This window comes from Martelella sp. K41-7 (assembly GCF_055808365.1).
This window is the reverse complement of the sequence record NZ_CM147867.1, coordinates 1,995,355-2,016,687: the sequence shown is the minus strand read 5'-3', so window position 1 is coordinate 2,016,687 and position 21,333 is coordinate 1,995,355. Positions and strand designations below refer to the sequence as shown.

The window sequence follows — 21,333 nt, the reverse complement described above, 5'->3', positions numbered from 1 at the left end:
AGAAAAGCCTGCGCCTTAGATTTTTTCATAAAGAATCAGAATTTCAAAAGGTTGAACAACGTCAGGACCGCTTGCATGTGCCGATCGGGGTGACGCCGACCACAAAAAAGACGATTCGCGCTTGTCAATAGAACAGAAAGGGAACATAATAAAAACATAAAGTGAAAAGGAGACACATATGACCGATATTCTGCGTGATGTGGCGGCGTTTTTCTCGATCAGTCTGTTCCTGACAAGCATGGCTTTGATCATCAGTTCGCTTTAGCCGGAAGGCTCGCCTGCCGGAGCGGATTTACCGTTGATGATCACGCGATGACGTGACTTTCTGTGCATAGAAATTCCCGGCGTTGCTTTGAGCCTGTCGGCCTGCGAAAATCAAGAACGCAGGCAGAGCACGATGGAGCAGAATATGGTGACCGACTCGCAAGAGCATTCGACATCGGGCGGGGCGGCCGTACGCTTCGTTCATTTGCGCACCCATTCGGCCTATTCGTTGCTTGAAGGTGCGCTGCCGCTGAAAAAAATCCTGAAACTCGCGGTGGACGATCGCCAGCCGGCCGTTGCCGTGACGGATACCAACAATCTTTTCTGCGCGCTGGAGTTTTCCCAAAAGGCGATCGGAGAGGGGCTGCAGCCGATCATCGGATGCCAGTTGTCTATCGATATGGAAGACGGCGGTGATGCGGACCGGCGCGGCGGCTCCCATATGCCTGTCAAGCTACCATCCATCGTCGCGCTGGTGGCCAATGAGATCGGGTATGCCAATCTCATGTATCTGGTTAGTGAGGCCTATCTTGGCGGCGAGGCGCATGAAAGTGTCTGTATCCGAAAGTCGTGGCTGGAAGGGCGTTCCGACGGACTTGTCGTGTTGACCGGCGGATCGGGTGGACCGGTCGATCAGGCGCTGGCCGCTGGCTTCGAGGCCAAGGCCGGAGAGCGCTTGGCCGCGCTCAAGACGCTTTTCGGCGACCGTCTCTATGTCGAACTTCAGCGTCAGGGGGCATATGATGTTCAGCGTGAGCGGCATGTCGTCAACCTTGCATACGAACTCGAACTGCCGCTGGTTGCTACAAACGAGCCGTTTTTTCCCGCAAGCGATGATTTCGAGGCGCACGACGCTCTTATGGCCGTCGCACACAATGCGATCGTTTCCGATGATCGGCGGTTCAGGTTGACGCCGGACCACTATATGAAGTCCCAGCAGGAAATGGTTGCGCTGTTTGAAGATATCCCTGAAGCGCTCGACAATACGGTTGAAATCGCCCGGCGCTGCAGTTTTGTGCTTCAGACCCGCATGCCGATCCTGCCGCGTTTCACAGGCGCCTCGGATGATCCGGAAGAGGCGGAGAAGGCCGAGGCGCTTGAATTGCGCCGTCAGGCCGTCGACGGACTCGATGCCCGTCTCTCCCATGTCGGCCTCAGCGAAGGACAAAGCCGCCAGGATTATATCGACCGTCTGGATTACGAGCTCGGCATCATCGAGAGCATGAAGTTTCCCGGGTACTTCCTGATCGTTGCGGACTTTATTAAATGGGCGAAGGAGCATGGCATCCCCGTTGGGCCAGGCCGCGGATCGGGTGCTGGCTCGCTTGTTGCCTATGCCCTGACCATCACAGATGTGGACCCGCTTCGCTTTTCCCTTCTGTTCGAACGCTTTCTCAACCCCGAACGTGTTTCGATGCCGGACTTCGACATCGACTTCTGTCAGGACCGGCGCGAAGAGGTTATCCGCTACGTTCAGAAAAAATACGGGCGTGCCCAGGTGGCGCAGATCATAACGTTCGGATCGCTGCAGGCGCGCGCTGCATTGCGCGATGTCGGGCGGGTTCTGGAAATGCCCTACGGTCAGGTTGATCGGATCTCCAAGCTTGTACCCAACAATCCGGCAAATCCTGTAACGCTGGCCAGAGCGATTGAGGACGAACCCAAGTTCCAGGAAGCGGCCGACGAGGAGCCCATCGTCGGAAGGTTGCTGGCGATTGCTCAGAAGATCGAGGGTCTTTACAGGCATGCATCCACTCATGCTGCAGGTATCGTGATCGGTGATCGCCCACTTTCGCAATTGGTGCCGATGTATCGCGACCCGCGTTCGGACATGCCCGTCACGCAGTTTAACATGAAGTGGGTGGAGCAGGCAGGGCTCGTCAAGTTCGACTTTCTCGGACTGAAAACACTGACAGTGTTGAAGACGGCAGTCGACTTTATTGCCAGTGCAGGGTGTCGATGTGGATCTGTCGCTGGTGCCGCTGGATGACAGCGACGCCTATGAAATGCTCGCGCGCGGCGAAACCGTGGGTGTTTTCCAGGTGGAAAGCGCGGGCATGCGCAAGGCGCTGATTGGCATGAAGCCTGACCGGATCGAAGACCTGATCGCCCTTGTTGCGCTTTACCGGCCGGGGCCTATGGAAAACATTCCCGTCTATAATGCGCGCAAGCATGGTGAAGAGGAGATCGAATCGATCCATCCGCTGATCGACCATCTGCTCGCGGAAACGCAGGGCGTCATCATCTATCAGGAACAGGTGATGCAGGTGGCGCAGGTGCTGTCCGGCTATTCTTTGGGCGAAGCCGATCTTCTGCGGCGCGCGATGGGTAAGAAAATCAAGGAGCAGATGGACAAGCAGCGCGTCCGTTTTGTGGAGGGCGCGATCGAGAACGGCGTCAAGAAGCAGCGCGCAGACGAGATCTTTGACCTCTTGGCAAAGTTTGCCAATTACGGCTTCAACAAGTCGCATGCCGCTGCCTATGCAATCGTCTCGTACCATACCGCCTATCTGAAGGCGCATTACCCGGTGGAGTTTCTGGCTGCCTCGATGACGCTTGATATGGCCAATACGGAAAAGCTCAACGACTTCCGTCACGATGCCCGCAGGTTGGGAATTGACGTGGTCGCACCGTCGGTTCAGACGAGCTTCAGGCATTTTGAGCCCGGTGAAGGCAGGATCTACTATGCGCTTGCCGCCATCAAGGGGGTCGGCGAGGCGGCGGTGGAGCATATCGTGCAAGTTCGGGGCGATGTGGTGTTCTCCAGTCTGGAGGATTTCTGCCAACGTATCGATCCGAAGTTAGTCAACCGTCGGGTGCTCGAGAGTCTCATTTGTGCCGGCGCGTTCGACTGCTTTGGTCACGATCGTGCAGCGCTTCTCGCCGGTCTTGACCGTATTATCGGTCTTGCACAGCGTACCCAGGAGGACCTTGTCAGCGGCCAGGCCGATATTTTCGGCAGCGCAGGGACTGTGGCGAAGATCGTTCTGCCCGACTACACACCGCAATCTGACTCGGAGCGGTTGATGCGGGAATACCAGATGCTCGGCTATTATCAGACAGCGCATCCTCTCGATGCCTATGGTGAGGTACTCGCGCGCATGCGCGTGCAGGAGTTTGCCGCCTTTGAACTGTCGGTGAAGAACGGATCGGATCGCGGACGTCTGGCAGGTACCGTCGTCGCCAAGCAGGAACGCAAGACACGCACGGGAAACAGGATGGGGATCATCATGTTTTCAGACGCTACGGGCCAGTTCGAGGCCGTTTTGTTCTCGGAAATGCTCTATCAGTACCGAGACCTGCTTGAGCCCGGAACATCGGTCGTTATCACCGTTGCGGCCGAGATGCGGCCTGAGGGCATCGGAATGCGGATACAAACAGTCCAGTCTCTGGAAGAGGAGGCCGTTCGCCAGCAGCGGGCGATGCGCGTCTATGTGCGGGACGATCTCGCCGATAGCCTCGCTTGCCAAGCATCTGAATCAGAATGGTGAGGGGCTTGTTTCCTTTGTTGTGATCCAGAACCACGGTTTGCGTGAGATCGAGGTGGAGCTGCCGGGCACCTACCGGCTTTCGCCCGAGGTGGCTTCTGCGATGCGGGCTGTGGCCGGCGTTGTGGATGTCGAATTGGTATAGGAAGGCGGTGGTGCCGGTTGATCCCGACGCCAGAAGTCGACCTCCTCGATTGGTCTTCTCCGCTGGACAGGTGATTCTGATTTGGCGATTCGATCTCACATTCTGTCTGGAGCATCGGCTCTGAAATCTGAGGCCGGACACTCCTGACAATGCGATTTGACTGGAAATTCGTCATTTTCCGGAGCGGTACAGGACTTGGCTTGTGCGTTTGGAGTCTTTTTGGAGCTTGTTTTCTTTACCTTTTGTAAAGATTTGGCCGGTTCGGGGGCGAACTTGTTGCCAATCCGCAACAGCAAGCGGGTAAGGACCGCTGGAACGGGATGATCGGGGCGATTGATGATTGCGATCGCGGCGCGGTCTTGTATGTTCAACCTCGGAAGTGAGGGCGAGACGGCCCGGTCTTCTTGAAACCAGGGGATGGGGCAGGGAACGCCTCGGCGAAAATCCCAGACCCGCTTTAAACCTTATTTGGAGGTCACTATGAACGTTAAGAGCCTTCTCCTCGGCTCCGCTGCAGCAGTTGCAGCAGCTTCCGGCGCTCAGGCTGCCGACCCGGTTGTGGTCATCGAGCCTGTAACCGCTAACTACGTTGAAGTTTGCGACGCTTTCGGCGCTGGCTATTTCTACATTCCGGGTACTGAAACCTGCCTCGATATCGGCGGTTATGTCCGTTTTCAGGTTCAGGGTTACAGCGAGACCGGCCCGAACTGGGCAGGGTCAAACCCACAGCCGGGTACTTGGGATGTATTTACCAAGGCTCAGCTTGATATTGCCAGCAAGACGGAAACCGAACTCGGTGTCCTGACCGGCGTTATCAAGATGAACGCCGAAGCGCACAGCGCTGGCGGTTCGGGCACGACCTTCAGTCTCGACCAGACCTACCTTGCTCTCGGCGGCTTCCAGGCTGGTTATTTCCAGAGCTACTGGGATGAAGGTCTTGTTGGCGAAATCGACGATCTGACGGGTCAGACCAAGTTCAACTCGATGCGTTATGTCTTCACCGGCGACGGCTTTGTAGCTGGCCTTTCGGTTGATGCGCTGACGGCGTCGCAGGTTGGTTACACGGGCGATCCTGACCTGGCTCGCATCGGTGTTTCCGGTCGCGTTGGCTTCCAGGCTGGTGGCATCGGCATGAAGTTGGATGGTGGTTACGATACTTGGAATGAAGAGGGTGCGCTCCGTGCAATGAGCACGCTCGCTCTCGGACCGGGTTCGCTTGATCTCGGTGCTAGCTGGGCTTCCGGTTGGAACGCTTACGCCAATACTTACAGTGATTTCGACACCTACCCCTTTGCTCCGGGTGTCTCTGCGGACGTTTATGCTGAGTGGCAGCTTGCTGCAGGTTACGCTCTTGACGTCACTGAAAAGCTGACGATCACCCCTGCTGTTCAGTGGTCTTCGGTTTCCATTCCGGGCGCAAGCAACAAGAGCTTTTACACATATGGCGCTCTGTTTGACTACGAAATCGTAGAGGGTCTGTCGGCTAAGATTAACTTCGACTATGCTGACCTGCCGGACTCCTACTTCGATAAGGACACCTGGGGCGGCTGGTTCCGTCTGCAGCGTGACTTCTAATCAGACTTAGTCTGGTTGATGAAAGCCCGGCCTTTTCAGGTCGGGCTTTTTGATTCAGGGTCGTGCATGGTCGCGGGCGACCTGGTCCGTTAAGGGCATGCCCCTCAAAAAGTTTGGTTCAGCCGCGGGCTGATCTCAGGCCTGGCGATTTTTAGCGCTGCCGAATGCAGACTGTATGCCTGCGATAGAAGTCGCGGATATCGGGCCCGGTGTTCTCATATTGGTGGTGGTTTCCGGAGTGTGAGTGGTGTGTTGCGGCTCGTCGCTGTCACAGCACATTGACGCACCGCGATGGACGTGGTCGGGGCGATTTTGTGTGTAGTTGTGTCGGGCATGCGTTGGATGCTTGCGCTGCGTCTGCCATGGAGGAGCTGGTGGTGCGGACGGCGGGAATCGAACCCGCATGACCAATCGGTCGAGGGATTTTAAGTCCCTTGCGTCTACCAGTTTCGCCACGTCCGCCCCGAAGTCCGAGCTTTAGTATGGTCTGCGGCTCGAGGCAACACCTGTTCGCACACGGACATTGATGATGTATATCTGAGCGACTTTTCCGCAGCCGTTCCACCGGCAACGATCAGGCTGCATGATTGTCCAGATGAAAACTGGCATGTGTGTCGCTTGCGACACAGCATTTCAGCTGAATCTCACGTAAAGCTATTTGGGTGAGGAGGGCCTATTTCCCGCCACAAACGGAGAGCATGAGAAGATCAAGAAAAGTTGCATTGGTGCTCGGAAAATTGAGTCTGACCAAAGCGGCTTTGTTTCGTGTTGATCGGCAAGGGCCGGTTTTCAATGGTTGCGGTACCGGCGTTTCGCAGCCGGGTAATCAATTTGACGAAGTGTTTCGGTGAAGAAACGTTCGATGATCATGAGTAGTTCTGGACACAGGCGTATTAGCGTTGTTTTGGTGATGGCAAGCCTTGTCGTCGGTGCTTCGCTGCGACCGGTTTGCGCTTTCGATATTGCGACCGAAGTGCCGAAGGATCTCGGGCCGTTTCGATCTGTTCCGCTTCGGTTTTAAGGCCTACGAACGCGGTGACAAAGAGAAAGCCGTTGAGGCTTATCGCTACGCCGCGGAGAAGGGGCATACTGGTTCGCGTTGGGCGCTGGCCAATATGTATGCCTATGGCGACGGCGTACCGGAAAACGACTACGAGGCCTTCAAGTTCTACGCTGAAATCGTCAATCACGATGTCGAGCCGGGTTCGCCCGATACAGGCTTTTATGTCAACGCATTGTTGGCGCTAGCAGGCTACTATCAGACCGGCATACCGGATACACCGGTCGAGAAGGACCTTGCTCAGGCGCGTCAGTTCTATTTTCAGGCTGCGTCGGTATTTGGAAGTCCTGAAGGGCAGTTTCGCTTGGCGGAGATGATTCTCGATGGTCAGGGTGGGGCGAAGAACGTGCGCCTTGCAAAAAAATGGCTCAACCTTGCCAGAAGAAACGGCAATATTGGTGCCATGGCGCTGTTCGGCGATCTTATTTTCGATGAGGGGCAGCCTGTTCTTGGGCTTGCCTATCTGACCATGGCAGCAGATCGCTGTGGTCCCGGTGATTGCGGTTGGATTCGGGCGATGCAGGAGAAATGTTTTTCGATCGTCAACGAGAATGACCGGCGTGGAGCAATTGCGCTTGCGCAAAATATGAGCACCAGCAACCCCTGATTGTCATTTCTGTATGCAATTCTGTCTGTGAGAGCATTTGCAGAGCGGAGCCGTAGTGCTTCAAGCGATTTTTTTGTGTCTTGAAGTGTTTTCATCGGTCAGGCTTCGTTCTGTGGGGCGAGCGCGTCCTTAGCCTAGAAAAATACGCGGCAGATGAGTCAGGACTAAGCGATCAGGCAGATCCGCTGGCTGGTTCCGGCCAATGCCAAAACGCTCTGTTTGGTGATCAGGCTGGTCGCGGGCATGGCCCATGCCATCATTGTTTATAGCCCCTTTTTTGAAGGGCCTTCCAAGTTGCAGCACGTGTTCCGGAAATCTGGCTGGCCGCAAATCCTGAATATCAGCGCCATTTCATATCGAATGATGCAATGACCGGCACGTGATCGGACGGCTTCTCCCATCCGCGAACCTTTGCGTCAATCTGTGTGTTCATCAGCCTGTCCGCAGCCTCGGCCGACAGCAGTATATGGTCGATGCGAATACCGTTGTTCTTTGGCCAGGCGCCAGCCTGATAGTCCCAGAATGTGTACTGGCCGGCTGTATCATTGGCAGCGCTGACTGCGTCGTAAAGACCGAGGGCAAGCAGAGATGTGAATGCCTGCCGGGTTTGCGGCAGAAACAGGGCGTCATTCGCCCACGTGGCCGGATCATGACAGTCGCCCGGACGCGGTATTACATTGTAGTCGCCGGCGAGGATGAGTGGCTCTTCATAGCTAAGTTGCTGAGAAACATGGTTTTTCAGGCGGGTCATCCAAGCGAGCTTGTAGGGGTATTTTTCACTCTCCACAGGGTTTCCGTTCGGCAGATAAATCGAAGCGACCCGAACCGCGCCTCCGGCAATGCTGAACACACCTTCGATATAGCGCGCCTGGGTATCGTCATCGTCGCCGGGCAGACCACGGTTGACCTCATCGGGCTCGTATCGAGAGAGAAGCGCAACACCGTTGAAACCTTTCTGGCCATGAGTCTCGACATGGTATCCCAAGGCCTCGATTGCTTCTCTGGGGAAGCTCTCATCCTGCGATTTGATTTCCTGAAGGCATGCAATGTCGGGCTTTTCCGACGCCAGCCAGGCCAGCAGATTGTCTTGCCTCGCCTTGATGCCGTTAATGTTCCAGGTGGCGATTTTCATGGACTGTTCTTCCCGGCTTTTGGTTTCCCTCCTTATGCCGGGGGCAACCCGTTTTTGCAAACCGGTTCAGCGTTACTTGTCGCCTGGATGTGCTTTCTACCCGGTTTGCGTGAAATATGATTGTTTTGTGGCATGGAAATTGCATCGATCAAAATGCTAGCAGCAGGGGACAACGCGCGGTCTTGGCCGCCTTTGAAAGAGAAATAGATGAGCGAACAAAATAAAAGTGCGGAGCACCACCATATCATATTCAAGTTGAACGATGTGCCTTCGCCGGGGGCGTCTTTCTTGGCCGCAATACAGCATATTTTGGCTAGTATCATCGGCATTGTGACGCCGACGCTGATTATTGGCGGAGCACTGGGTCTTGGCGAGAACGTACCGTACCTTCTGTCCATGGCGATGTTCGTCTCCGGTGTGGCGACATTCATTCAGTGCCGGCGTATCGGGCCGGTGGGTTCCGGACTTCTCAGTGTTCAGGGAACAAGCTTCGCATTCCTCGGTGTCATTCTTGCCGCAGGCTTCGCGGTAAAGGGCAGGGGCGGTTCGCCTGAGGATATCCTTGCGATGATCTTCGGGCTGTGCCTTGTTGGCTGCCTGGTCGAGATTGTTCTCAGTCAGTTCATCACAAAGATGGGCCGGATCGTAACGCCGACGGTCACCGGGATCGTCATCACCGTCATCGGGCTCAGCCTGGTGAAGTCTGGGTTCACAGACTTTGCCGGCGGCGCGGGTGCCGGCGAGAGCTTCGGCGCTCCGGTCAATATCTTCCTTGGGCTGCTTGTCGTTGCCGTCATCATCTTCTTTTCGTTTTCCAAGATCCCGATGGTGCGCATTGCCGCCATCATGATGGGGCTGGTCGTTGGCTTTGTGGTCTCGATCTTCTTCGGCATGGTGGATTTCTCAAAGCTTGGAACCCAGCAGCTGTTCGCGATCCCCACACCGTTGCGATACGGCCTGGACTTCGATATCGGTCTGTTCCTTCCGATTGCGTTTGTTTATCTGATCACCGCTATCGAAACGACGGGTGACCTGACGGCCAACTCCGTTATCTCGGGCGAACCGGTTCAGGGTGAGGTCTATCTCAACCGCGTGAAGGGCGGCGTTCTCGCCGACGGTATCAATTCCGGTATTGCAGCGCTGTTCTGTACCTTCCCCAACACCACCTTCAGCCAGAATAACGGCGTGATCCAGATGACCGGCGTGGCAAGCCGTCATGTGGGCTTCTATATCGCGGGTATTCTGATCGTTCTCGGGTTTTTCCCGGTCATTGGCGGGGCCTTCCTGCTGGTGCCGAAACCTGTGCTCGGCGGGGCCACCGTCGTTCTATTCGGGTCGATCGCCGTTGCCGGTATCCGTATTCTGGCTTCCGAGCCGATCGACCATCGCAAGGTCTATATCATGGCGGTGTCGTTCGGCCTTGGTCTCGGTGTAACGCTGGTGCCGCAGTCGATGCAGCAGATGCCTGATATCATCCAGAAGGTTTTCGCGACACCGATCACCCTTTCCGGTATCTCGGCAATCCTGCTCTCGCTGGTCATTCCGGAAAGCGCGGGCAAGGAAATCAAGGACTGACAATCAGACAACAAAAAAAGGCCGCGCTTTCGGGCGCGGCCTTTTGTAATTGTCTGACCGCCATCCGGTCAGCGGCTTTTGTCCGTCAAATGGCGAAGCTTGTGCCGCAGCCGCAACTGGCGACTGCGTTGGGGTTTTGGATCTGGAAGGATTGGCCGAGCAGATTGTCGACGAAATCGATTTCGGCGCCGGCCATATAGACCAGTGAAACGCTGTCGATCAGCACAGTCGCCTGATCCTTGTTGATCACGAAATCGTCTTCCTCCGGGCCTTCCACAAGATCGAACTTGTAGGAAAAACCTGAACATCCGCCGCCCTCGACTGAAACCCTGAGGGCCTGCTTGTCACTATCGCTTTCGATAATCGAGGCGATCCGCCGCGCGGCCGCATCGGAAAGCGTCACTGTCTGAGTGTCCATCTGTCTTCTCCGTGCCTTGGGGCTTGACCGGACCCGCCCGCAGGCGCATCAGATCCGAAACGCCGAAGGCATTTGCATCTTGATCGTGACGCCGGTCGCCGCGATACCTTTCAATGACTTCCAAACTTAGTTAAGAACGGCAACACGGGCCGTCAACGGTCAAATTGCAGTCGGGTCCGCTGCCTTTGGCAAAAGCATGTGTCTCGCGCAACGGGAAATACCATGACAATCGACAAAACGGCTCTGGGTTTCGGCGATGTGGCTCTGGCGGTCTATGCCTGCGATCCATGGACAAGCCGGGGTCGGCTTTTTCCGAATCCGATAGCCTCACGCGCTCGCCGTTTCAGCGCGACAGGGATCGCATCATCCACACCACCGCTTTCCGGCGGCTCAAGCACAAGACGCAGGTCTTCATTGCTCAGGACGGCGATCACTACCGCACGCGTCTCACCCACACGATCGAGGTGGCGCAGGTCGCACGCTCGCTTGCCCGTGCGCTCCGCCTTGATGAGGATCTCGCCGAAGGCGTCGCTCTGGTTCATGATTTCGGGCACACGCCGTTCGGCCACACCGGCGAGGATGCACTGCACGCGAGGATGGCGGATTACGGTGGCTTTGATCACAATGCCCAGTCGCTTCGAATTGTGACGAGCCTGGAGCGACGCTACGCCGATTTCGATGGCATCAACCTGACCTGGGAAACGCTTGAGGGGCTCGTCAAGCACAATGGTCCGTTGGAAACAGCCACGGGCGAGGGGATCGACGGTCCGGTTCCGCGCCCGATCCTGGACTATTGCAGCCGCCATGATCTCTGGATTGCAACCCATGCCAGCCTTGAAGCGCAGGTGGCGGCGATTGCCGACGATATCGCCTACAACACCCACGACATCGATGACGGAATGCGTTCGGGTTATCTGACCCACGAGATGCTCGAGGAGGTTCCGTTTCTCGACGGCCTGATGCGTACGGTTCGCGACCGTTATCCCAATCTCGAGGACAGCCGGTTCACCAATGAGATCATGCGCCGTCAGATCACGGCCATGGTGGAGGATGTTATCGCCGTGACCCAGGCCAATTTGCGCGAAGGCAAGCCGCAGAGCGCCGACGAAGTCAGGCGCGCAGGCCGTACGTTTGCGACTTTCTCGCCGGAGATGGCGGAGGTCGACAGGCAGATCAAGAAGCTGCTGTTCGGGCACATATACCGCCATCCGGACATCATGAAGATCCGTGCCGGTGCGGCGCAGATCGTCAGGGAGTTGTTCGATGCCTATTTCGCTGAACCGAAACTGATGGGGTCGCATTCCTGGACAGACGGCAGTGAGGCCCTGACGCCGGGGCAACGCGCTCGCCTTGTGGCCGATTATCTGGCCGGTATGACGGACACCTATGCCGAGAAGACCCACCGGCAGCTGTTTGACCATACCCCCGATTTGCGCTAGAGCCCCCGACAAACAGCGCTTTTTGCCGCCAGCGATGCGGCTGATGGAATATGATATGAACCTTTTCACGGATTTTGAGCAAAGACTGAGCGAACGCCTACTGACAATCGAAGCTGTTGCGGAGAAGCGCACAAGCCTTGATTTTTCGCGCCTCGTTGTCGAGCCGCCGCGCGATCCCAGCCATGGCGATATCGCCATCAACGCTGCGCTGGTGCTGGCCAAGCCTTTGGGCAAGAAGCCGCGGGATCTGGCCGCCGAGATCGTACTGGCGCTGGAGAGCGACGAAGACATTGCCGAGCTGTCGATCGCCGGGCCCGGTTTCATCAATATTCGTCTGTCCGATGCTTTCTGGAAGCGGATGCTGCTTGCCGCCCTTCGCGAAGCCGAGGATTTCGGCCGTAGTACCACCGGCGCCAACCGCAAGATCAACGTCGAATATGTTTCGGCCAATCCCACAGGCCCGATGCATGTCGGTCATTGCCGCGGGGCCGTTGTCGGTGACACGCTGGCGAATATTCTCGGCTATGCCGGGTTCGACGTGACTAAGGAATATTACATCAATGATGCCGGCGCTCAGATCGATGTGCTGGCCCGTTCCGTTTTCCTCAGATATCGCGAGGCACTTGGCGAGGATGTCGGCGCCATTCCGGAGGGACTTTATCCGGGGGACTACCTGGTCCCCGTCGGCGAGGCGCTGAAGGTAGAGTTCGGTCCATCGCTTCACAATCTTCCTGAAGAGCAGTGGATGCCGATCGTCAAGGACCGGGCAATCGCGGCGATGCTGGAGATGATCCGGGAGGATCTTGCGGCACTCAATGTGCGCCACGAGGTGTTCTTTTCTGAACGCACGCTTCATGCTGACGACGCCGCGAGGATCCGCGCCGCGATCAACGACCTGACCTTCAAGGGGCATGTCTACAAGGGCACCCTGCCGCCGCCGAAGGGAAAGCTGCCGGAAGACTGGGAAGATCGTGAGCAGACGCTGTTCCGCTCAACGGAGGTTGGCGACGATATTGACCGGCCACTGATCAAATCAGACGGAAACTACACCTATTTCGCCGCCGATGTTGCCTATTTCAAGGACAAGTATGACCGCGGTTTTCAAGAAATGGTCTATATTCTCGGGGCCGATCATGGCGGCTATGTGAAGCGGCTGGAGGCGGTCGCGAAGGCGGTGTCTGGTGAAGAGGCCAAGCTCACTGTGCTGCTTTGCCAGCTGGTCAAGCTGCTGCGCAACGGCCAGGAAGTGAAGATGTCGAAACGTTCTGGCAATTTCGTCACGCTGCGCGAAGTTGTCGACGAGGTCGGCCGTGATTCCGTGCGCTTCATGATGTTGTATCGCAAGAGCACTGAGCCGCTTGATTTTGATTTTGCCAAGGTGACAGAGCAGTCCAAGGACAACCCGGTCTTCTACGTTCAGTATGCCCATGCGCGCTGCATGTCGGTGATGCGGCAGGCGCAGGAAGCCTTTCCAAAGCTTGAAATCAACCAGAAATCTCTGGAAAAAGCGGTTGTGGATGCGGATTTTGAACAAGAAGAACTTAAAGTTGTGGCAAAGTTGTCCGAGTATCCTCGAGTCGTGGAGTCGGCTGCACTGATGCGGGAACCGCATCGACTGGCGTTTTACCTCTACGATCTTGCGTCAACCTTCCATTCCCATTGGAACAAAGGGAAGGACAAGAAGGAATTACGCTTTATTAATGAGGCTGATGGACAATTGACGCTCGCGAAACTGGGACTGGTTTCTTCCGTGGCCGCGGTGCTGCGTTCCGGCCTGACATTGACGGGCACTGATGCACCGCGTGAGATGCGCTAGAAACTGTCCCCCGATCTCCCCTCGCGCCGTACGCGGCGCGCGGCAGCCCCGGTGGTAGTAAAAATGGCAGACAAGAACAAACCGGATCACACGCCCCGTCAGTCTGACAATGCGGAGCAGGATGATCCTTTTGCTGAACTGGCGCGGTTGATTGCACCGCGCAAGGAGGAGGCACCGCGCGCGCCGGAAACCGCCGAAGACCTGGCCGATGAACTGTTGCGTGAATTTGACGCCTTTCCTTCGCGCTATGCCCCCGACGAGCCTGCCGCGCCGCAGCCGGAGGTTTCTGACCCCGACCCGCAGGATCAGCCGTATACATTCAGTTCCTTCCACACTGTCGACTATGGTTCGGCCACCCCCTCAGCACAGGAACGGGACGAATTACCGTCTATTGAATCCGAAATTGCGGATCATTCCGGCACAAGCGAATTCGAGTTCGATGATGCTCTTCTGGAAGACGAACTGAGGCAATCGATTGCTGCGTTCGACCCTGCCGCAGGCGCTGACCGCGAAGAGCCGGCGCCCGGCAGATACGAGCCTGAGCCTGAAACCGGCCTTCCGCCGTCGACGGCATTCGAGCGGGACGTATTCGAAGAGCCTGAGGCATCGTCAGCGGACGATGCGGAAGTGGAACGGCAGGAGCGTGAACTGGCGCTCGACCTTGAGGAGCTCGAGATCGAGCTTTCAGATGTCGTTACGCATGAAAACGGCCCGGAGCCGCTTGAAGAGGTTGCGGCAGCCGAAACCGGGCGTGACGATGCGTTCGATCCGGCGGCGCTGATTGCGACAGATGAATTGCCGCGTCCGGTGGACGAACTGGACCTGCCGAGCATGGCGGATGAATCCGGAACCGAGCACGAAAGCCGGCCACTGGCCTACGAATTCGATCTTGACGAAGAACTGGCCGATGTTCTGGCAAGCCAGCCTGCCCTCGTCGATCCGTTATATGATGAGCCTGTTGACCGCGATCCCGCCGGTGGTCAGGGAGTTGACCCCGAACAGGGCAGTCGCGCTTACGACCAGGATATAGAGCAGGCGCTTGAGGATGGCTTCCGGCTTGCCGAGACGCAGGTCCCGCCCGAGCAGCCAGCCTATGCCGATATCGCTGACGAAGAATATTACGATGTAGATGAGCACGACCGCCGGCCGAGCTGGATCGCCGTCAGTTTCATGAGTTACGGGCGCAGCCTCGTGCTTGGGCTTGTCGTCGTCGTGCTTGCTGTTCTCTCGGTATTCGCAGGCCTGCGTTATTTCGGCGGCCAGGACGACAGCGGCCCGATCATGATTGCCGCCGACGACACCAGTGTAAAGGAAGCGCCGGAGGATCCTGGTGGTGAGGTTGTTCCCAATCAGGACAATGTGATCTTCAATGATGCGGCGGAGACGCTGGCATCCGCGCCGCGCCAGGACAGTCTCATTGCCTCCGATCAGGAGCCGGTCGATGTTGAAGATATTGCGCCCAACCCGCTGGCGGAGACGGCAACTGGCGGAACCACCGAGGTTGGCGGCGGTATTGTTGAACCGCGTAAGGTCAGAACCATCATCGTAAGGCCCGATGGCACATTGGTAGAACGCACGGCCCCGGAAGAGCCGGCTGCGACTGTGAATGAAAGCGTTGCCGGCGCGGCGTCGGCGGGCGCAGCTGTCTCGCCGCAAGAGCCAGCGGTTCCGGACGTCCCTGTTCCCGGAAACGGTGGTTTCCAGTCTGCCGAAGCCGGGCTCGCTGCGAATACGCCGCAGGCCCAGTCTGTCACGGATGTGCTGAATGGAGCGGTGGCCCAGCCAGAAACGGCAGAAGCCGCCGACACCGAAGCGCCCGCAACCATGCCCGGACCCGTCGAGGATTTCGGGATCGCCAATGTTCCGATCCCGACACCGCGCGCGTCTTCAGCCGGCGCGCGGGTCGCGTCAGCGCCCGTTCAGGCTGCTCCCGCAGCTGCGGTCCAGCCAGCTCCGGTCGCTGCCTCGTCCGCCCTCTCGGCGTCCGCTTCGCCCTATGCCATGCAGATTGCGTCGCTGCCCACGGAAGCTGAAGCGCGTCAGGCCTATCAGCGCCTTGCCGCACAGTATCCGGCAGAGCTTGGCCGCAGGCCGGTGGAAATCGTCAGCGCCGAACTCGCCGGTCGCGGCACCTATTATCGTGTTCGGATACCGGCGGGAACGCTGTCGGAGGCGCTTTCGCTCTGCGAGCGTTTTCAGGCCGCCGGCGGCAGCTGTTTCGTGCCGCGTTGAGGGGGCTCCCTCACGTGGTGCAACGACCTGAAACCGAAGAAAGCTGTGCATGAGGTTTCGCCGTCATTCGTGCTTCAGCCTCGAACAGCTATGATTCGCGGATGACCATTACCCGCAAGGCTATGATTCTGGGTTGTGGCGGCACACGCCTCAGCGCGGTGGAGAAGGATTTCTTCCGCGCCGTTCAGCCGTGGGGTTTCATTCTTTTCCGGCGCAACATCGAAAGCCTGACCCAGGTGAAGGCGCTGACGGACGAAATGCGCGACGCCGTCGGATGGCATGCTCCGGTTTTCATTGATCAGGAAGGCGGAACGGTGCGCCGGCTCAGGCCGCCACTGGTGCGGGACTATCCGGCAGCATCCCTGATCGGCGCGCTTTATGAAACGTCACCGGATGCGGGTCTGGAGGCGGCGTGGCTCAGCGGGCGGCTTCTGGCCGGTGACCTGCTGCCACTTGGCATCAGTGTCGATTGCGCGCCCGTGCTCGATATTCCGCCGTCGCCCGGCGCCGGTTTTCTGGCTGACCGGGCCTTCGGCTGCGACCCAGATCAGGTGATTGCGCTGGGCCAGGCGCAGGCCAACGGCCTGAAGGCGGGCGGCGTGCTGCCTGTGATCAAACATATGCCGGGCCATGGCCGGGGTCTGCTTGATTCACACAAACGTCTGCCGGTTGTCGATGCACCGCTTGAAACGCTGCGCGAAACGGATTTCCGGCCTTTCGCGGCTGTGACCGGCATTGCCATGGCGATGACCTGCCATGTCCTGTTTGAGGCCGTCGATCCGGAACACCCGGCATCCGCTTCGAAAAAAGTGGTTGAGGACATCATGCGCGGCGAAATCGGCTTTGAGGGGCTGATCATATCCGATGATATCTCGATGAACGCGCTTTCCGGCGATATCGCCACCCGCGCCCGCGCAGTCTCCGATGCCGGTCTTGATATCATTCTGCACTGTAACGGCGATATGAGCGAGATGCGTGCCGTTGCCGATGCCGCTCCGCCGCTTGTCGGTGATGCGCTGAACCGGGCTGTTGCTGCGATTTTCCGCGCGCCCAAAGCTGACGACAGCGACCTTGCGGCTCTGTCGCGCCGTTTTGATGCACTTATGGAGGGGAAGGGGTAGGGCATGCAGGAAAATTTCTTCCCCGAAGATCCGAACGGAACGGTCGAGGTTGGTGCTGCTGACGACGCCGTTTTTGTGATTGATGTCGGTGGGTTTGAAGGCCCGCTTGATTTGCTGCTGCATCTGGCCCGTACACAAAAGGTCGATCTGGCGCGCATCTCGGTGCTGGCGCTGGCGGAGCAGTATCTCGAATTCATCGAGCGTGCCCGGCGTATCCGTATTGAACTCGCCGCCGACTATCTCGTCATGGCCGCCTGGCTTGCCTATCTCAAATCCCGGCTTTTGATCCCGCGCCGTGCCAGCGATGAGGAACCCTCGGGCGAAGATCTGGCGGCAACGCTTGCTCACAGGCTGAAACGGCTGGAAGCCATGCGCGATGCTGCCGCCAAGATCGTGAACCGCAACCGGCTTGGCCGCGATATATTCCAGCGCGGCGCACCGGAACATATTCCAGACGAGACCGGCTCGGCCTTCAAGGCCACGCTTTATGAACTTCTCGACGCCTACGCCAATCTTCGGCAGCGGCAGGCCGTCAGTGAAGTGACGATTGAAAAACGCCTTGTCTGGTCGCTGAGCGATGCCCGTGAACTGCTGCAGGAGATGATCGGCGAGATTGCGGAATGGACATCTCTGGATCGCTATCTGCTGCGCTATCTTTCCCGTCCGGAGGAAATGCGCACGGCAATTGCCAGCACATTTGCCGCGTCGCTGGAACTCGTGCGCGAGGGACAGCTGGACCTGCGCCAGGACGAAGCGTTTTCTCCGATCCAGATGCGGCGCGGCAGCGGCCGATTGCCGCAGCCGGTCGCCATTCCCGGGAAAGCGGCCGAATGAGCGAGGACGAGGCTAAAAACACGGAAGCGGCGGCGGCAGAAAGTCCGGAACTTCTGCTGGAAGCCGAGCGTATCGCCGAGGCGCTAGTGTTTGCGTCGGCCGAACCGGTGAGCGAGGCCTATATCCGCGAGCGGATTCCTGACGGCATCAATGTCGTTGCGGTCATGGAAAACCTGAAGGAATTCTACGCCAACCGGGGCGTCAATCTGGTGCGCGTCGAGGATCACTGGGCTTTCCGCACCGCGCCTGATCTATCCTTCGTGATTCATCGCGGCGAGCGGGAGGCCCGCAAACTGACCCGCGCCGCGCTGGAAGTGCTGTCGATCATTGCCTATCACCAGCCGGTGACGCGTGCGGAGATCGAGGAAATTCGCGGTGTTCAGACCTCCAGGGGGACGCTGGATGTGCTGATGGAAGCAGGCTTTGTACGCTTTCGCGGCCGCCGGCGTACGCCCGGCAGGCCGGTGACGATGGGCACGACCCGCGCCTTTCTTGATCATTTCGGCCTTGAGGACATCCGCGATCTGCCGGGATTGGAAGAGCTTCGCGGCGCCGGGCTTCTCTCCGGACGAATTCCGCCCGGTTTTCAGATCCCGCTGCCGCTCAACGACGATGAAGACCTTGCCGATGACGAGGATCCGCTTGATGCTGCGGACCTGGAGGATCTCGGCCTTTTGACACCGGGCGGCAAACATGATGAATAAGCTCTAGATAACGTCCGGACTGGGCCGGGCGACGAGAAGCTGGAGCGACGATGAACCTTGCGGCGCGCAATCTGGGCTTAAGCGGCACTGCCGCTCGTTTGCGTTTCGAAAATATCCGCCATGGTTACGGTAGCCGTGACATTGTGCGCGATGTTTCGCTGACGGCTTATCCCGGCAGGGTCCTTTGTCTGCTTGGGCCTTCCGGCTCTGGCAAAAGCACACTTTTGAGAATTGCAGCGGGCCTTGAAGTGCCGCGCGGCGGGCGGTTGCTGATCAATGATATCGAGGTTAGCGGTCCTTCTACCTTTCTGGAGCCCGAGCGGCGCGGTATTGGCCTGATGTTTCAGGACTTCGCGCTTTTTCCGCACATGACGGTTGCAGCGAATGTCGCCTTCGGGCTCACCAATTTTCCCAAGCCGGCGCGGCAGGCCGCTGCAGCTGAAGCGCTGGCGCGTGTTGGCCTCGCCGGATACGAGGGTAAATATCCGCATATGCTCTCAGGTGGTGAGCAGCAGCGCGTTGCTCTTGCTCGCGCGGTGGCGCCCCGGCCTTCAGTGCTGTTGATGGACGAGCCGTTTTCCGGCCTCGATTCGCGCCTGAAAGATCAGGTGCGGGCGGACACGCTCGCGGTCCTGCGCGAAACCGGCGCGACGGTCGTGATCGTGACCCATGATCCGGAAGAGGCGATGGGTATGGCAGACCAGATTGCGCTTCTGAAAGACGGAACGCTGGTGCAGGCGGGCAGCGCACGCGATCTTTTTACCCGGCCGAACAGCGTGTTCGCAGCGTCTTTCTTTTCCGAGATTAACAGGTTCGAGACTGTCGCCCACGACGGAAGTGTCGCTACACCTTTTGGTGTACGCCGTACTCCGGAAAAAATGAAGGACGGCGACGTCGCACTTGCGGTGCGTTTCAGCGACATTCGTGTCGCCACCGCAGAGCAGCCGGAATCTGTGGCCGCAACGGTACTGGATCGCCGCTATCTCGGGACTTCGGAGCATTTGACGCTGAAGCTGGAGGCCGGTGGTGAGGTGGTTCAGGCCAGCGTCGGCGCGGGCGTGCTGGCCGAAGGTATAAGCCGGGTTTTCCTGATTGTTGCCGATGACGCGATTTTGATGTTTGAAAAATAACCACAAACATCCTACACCTGAGACAAAGTGGTAACAGGAGAATAGGCCATGGGTAATCTCGGTATCTGGCAGTTGCTGATCATTCTTGCGATTGTCGTCTTGCTGTTCGGCCGTGGCAAGATCCCCGAATTGATGGGCGATGTCGCAAAGGGCATCAAGAGCTTCAAAAAGGGCATTTCCGACGAGGACGAAAAGCCGGCTGACACGGACGACAAAACCGTCGAGCACAGGGCAGACGAAAAGACCAAGCAGGGCTGACACGGCGCCGGGCGGCCGTCAGGGCTGCCTGCAGGAGAATGTGAATGCTTGATATTGGCTGGACGGAGCTTCTGGTCGTGGCGATCGTTTTGGTCGTCGTCGTCGGCCCGAGGGAGCTTCCGCATGTCCTGAGAACCTTCGGCAAGACCATGACCAAGATGCGGCGCATGGCTTCCGATTTCCGTTCTCAGATGGATGACGCGTTGAAAGAGGCGGATATGGAGGACGTTTCCTCCGCCATACGGGATGTGAGGAAGCTCAATCCCGCCAACCAGTTGCGTGATGCCGTCAATCCTCTGCGCGATACAGCGCGCGATCTCCAGTCCGATCTGAAAAACGCGACTGCGCTGGAAAACAAGCCGAAAACGAAGACCGACAAGCCGGATCTGCCCAAGTCCTCCTATCCGACGCCCGGCAACCAGCCGGCCTTTACGCCGGAAAACGTCTTCCAGAAGGCCGTCCGCAAGGAAGAAGAGCCCTCTGCTGAGCTTGTATCCAAGCGGCAGGATGACGGGCTGATCAGCCGCCGTCCCGGCTACAGGGGAACATCGCGTCCGACGAAGGGCACCAAGGGACGCTCCGGCGGACGGAGGAACGACCGATGAGCGTCGAAAACGATATCAGTGACAAGCCGCAGCCGCTTGTCGAGCACCTGATTGAACTGCGCAAAAGGCTGGTTTGGTCGCTGGCTGCCTTTTTCGCCGGTTTTCTGCTCTGTTTCGCTTTCGCGAAGGACCTGTTCAACCTTCTGGTGCTTCCCTATAAATGGGCGGTCATCTGGTCGGGTCTCGACCCGGACAAAATGCAGCTGATCTACACGGCCCCGCAGGAATTCTTCTTCACCCAGATCAAGATCTCGCTGTTCGGCGGCCTGCTTCTGGCCTTCCCTGTCATCGCCTTCCAGGTCTATAGCTTTGTCGCACCCGGGCTTTACAGGAACGAAAGGTCGGCTTTTCTGCCTTTCCTTGTGGCATCTCCGATCCTGTTCGTGACTGGCGGCGCAATCGTCTATTTCTTCCTGATTCCCGTCGTGATGATGTTCTTCCTCGGCATGCAGCAGGCACCCGAGGGCGGCGAGGTGGCAATTTCGCTGCTGCCCAAGGTCTCGGAATATCTGAGCCTGATCATGTCTCTGGTGCTGGCTTTCGGGCTGGTGTTCCAGCTGCCGGTGGTTACCACGCTTCTGTCTCGGGCAGGGCTTGTCACTGCGGCCTGGCTTGCCAAGCAGCGCAAGTTCGCCATCGTCATCGCCTTCATCATCGCTGCCGTTCTGACCCCGCCCGATCCGCTGTCCCAACTGGGACTGGCATTGCCGACCGTGCTTCTCTACGAGGTCGCGATCTATGCCGCCAAGCTGGTCGAGCGCCGGCGCAAGGATGAGGCCGAAGACGAGACCAAAGACGACGAAGAGACAAAGTCCTCCGAAGACGAGGTTTAGCCGATATCATCAAAGCGTGGCTTGCGCTTTTCATATGAGTTGGGCACAAGAGGGCCGCTGACGTTCAAGCGTCAGCGGCCTTTTTTCTTCATGGGAA

Annotated in this window: 13 protein-coding genes, 1 tRNA gene and 3 pseudogenes; 14 read left to right on the top strand and 3 right to left on the bottom strand. The window is 57.9% G+C overall.

Annotated features, from left to right (window positions below):
- Positions 1-409: 409 nt before the first annotated feature.
- Both dnaE and AC0L7L_RS09520 read left to right on the top strand, forming a co-directional pair.
- A pseudogene (gene dnaE / locus AC0L7L_RS09525) lies at positions 410-3,897 on the top strand (DNA polymerase III subunit alpha).
- Between the two features lie 480 nt (positions 3,898-4,377).
- Positions 4,378-5,472, top strand: a complete 1,095-nt coding sequence (locus tag AC0L7L_RS09520; RefSeq protein ID WP_272211640.1) for a porin — start codon at positions 4,378-4,380, stop codon at positions 5,470-5,472.
- A gap of 375 nt (positions 5,473-5,847) precedes the next feature.
- Here AC0L7L_RS09520 and AC0L7L_RS09515 read toward each other — a convergent pair.
- Positions 5,848-5,934, bottom strand: a tRNA-Leu gene (locus AC0L7L_RS09515).
- Between the two features lie 406 nt (positions 5,935-6,340).
- Here AC0L7L_RS09515 and AC0L7L_RS09510 point away from each other — a divergent pair.
- A pseudogene (locus AC0L7L_RS09510) lies at positions 6,341-7,139 on the top strand (tetratricopeptide repeat protein).
- Between the two features lie 340 nt (positions 7,140-7,479).
- On the opposite strand, the gene xth reads toward AC0L7L_RS09510, so the two are convergent.
- A complete protein-coding gene (xth, locus tag AC0L7L_RS09505) occupies positions 7,480-8,271 on the bottom strand; it encodes an exodeoxyribonuclease III (RefSeq protein WP_272211635.1) in 792 nt (263 codons plus the stop codon).
- 207 nt (positions 8,272-8,478) lie between these two features.
- Between xth and AC0L7L_RS09500 the strand changes: the two genes are divergently transcribed.
- Positions 8,479-9,846, top strand: a complete 1,368-nt coding sequence (locus tag AC0L7L_RS09500) for a uracil-xanthine permease family protein (RefSeq protein ID WP_272211634.1) — start codon at positions 8,479-8,481, stop codon at positions 9,844-9,846.
- Positions 9,847-9,931: 85 nt separating this feature from the next.
- Here AC0L7L_RS09500 and erpA read toward each other — a convergent pair whose 3' ends face one another.
- Entirely contained in the window at positions 9,932-10,264 is a 333-nt protein-coding gene (gene erpA, locus AC0L7L_RS09495) for an iron-sulfur cluster insertion protein ErpA (protein ID WP_272211633.1), read from the bottom strand.
- A 222-nt stretch (positions 10,265-10,486) separates the two neighbouring features.
- On the opposite strand from erpA, the pseudogene AC0L7L_RS09490 reads away from it, so the two are divergent.
- The 10 genes and pseudogenes from AC0L7L_RS09490 (at position 10,487) to tatC (ending at position 21,236) form a co-directional block, all read left to right on the top strand.
- A pseudogene (locus AC0L7L_RS09490) lies at positions 10,487-11,703 on the top strand (deoxyguanosinetriphosphate triphosphohydrolase).
- A 55-nt stretch (positions 11,704-11,758) separates the two neighbouring features.
- Entirely contained in the window at positions 11,759-13,519 is a 1,761-nt protein-coding gene (gene argS, locus AC0L7L_RS09485) for an arginine--tRNA ligase (protein WP_473513574.1), read from the top strand.
- 63 nt (positions 13,520-13,582) lie between these two features.
- Complete coding sequence (locus AC0L7L_RS09480) at positions 13,583-15,751, top strand: SPOR domain-containing protein (protein ID WP_473513573.1); 2,169 nt, start codon at positions 13,583-13,585, stop codon at positions 15,749-15,751.
- Between the two features lie 101 nt (positions 15,752-15,852).
- Positions 15,853-16,872, top strand: a complete 1,020-nt coding sequence (gene nagZ / locus AC0L7L_RS09475; protein ID WP_473513571.1) for a beta-N-acetylhexosaminidase — start codon at positions 15,853-15,855, stop codon at positions 16,870-16,872.
- 3 nt (positions 16,873-16,875) lie between these two features.
- Positions 16,876-17,706 (top strand): segregation and condensation protein A, encoded by an 831-nt coding sequence (locus AC0L7L_RS09470; protein WP_473513569.1) that lies wholly within the window; start codon positions 16,876-16,878, stop codon positions 17,704-17,706.
- A complete protein-coding gene (gene scpB / locus AC0L7L_RS09465) occupies positions 17,703-18,410 on the top strand; it encodes an SMC-Scp complex subunit ScpB (RefSeq protein ID WP_473513567.1) in 708 nt (235 codons plus the stop codon). The genes AC0L7L_RS09470 and scpB overlap by 4 nt, the downstream gene beginning before the upstream one ends.
- Before the next feature lie 50 nt (positions 18,411-18,460).
- Positions 18,461-19,540: an ABC transporter ATP-binding protein gene (locus AC0L7L_RS09460; RefSeq protein ID WP_473513565.1), complete on the top strand. Its 1,080-nt coding sequence runs from the start codon at positions 18,461-18,463 to the stop codon at positions 19,538-19,540.
- A 48-nt stretch (positions 19,541-19,588) separates the two neighbouring features.
- Entirely contained in the window at positions 19,589-19,798 is a 210-nt protein-coding gene (locus tag AC0L7L_RS09455; RefSeq protein ID WP_272211614.1) for a twin-arginine translocase TatA/TatE family subunit, read from the top strand.
- A gap of 44 nt (positions 19,799-19,842) precedes the next feature.
- Positions 19,843-20,403, top strand: coding sequence for a Sec-independent protein translocase protein TatB (gene tatB, locus AC0L7L_RS09450; protein WP_473513562.1), 561 nt, complete (start codon positions 19,843-19,845; stop codon positions 20,401-20,403).
- On the top strand, positions 20,400-21,236 hold the full coding sequence (tatC, locus tag AC0L7L_RS09445) for a twin-arginine translocase subunit TatC (RefSeq protein ID WP_272211612.1): 837 nt from the start codon (positions 20,400-20,402) through the stop codon (positions 21,234-21,236). Before tatB ends, tatC begins: the two co-directional genes overlap by 4 nt.
- The last annotated feature ends 97 nt before the right edge of the window (positions 21,237-21,333 follow it).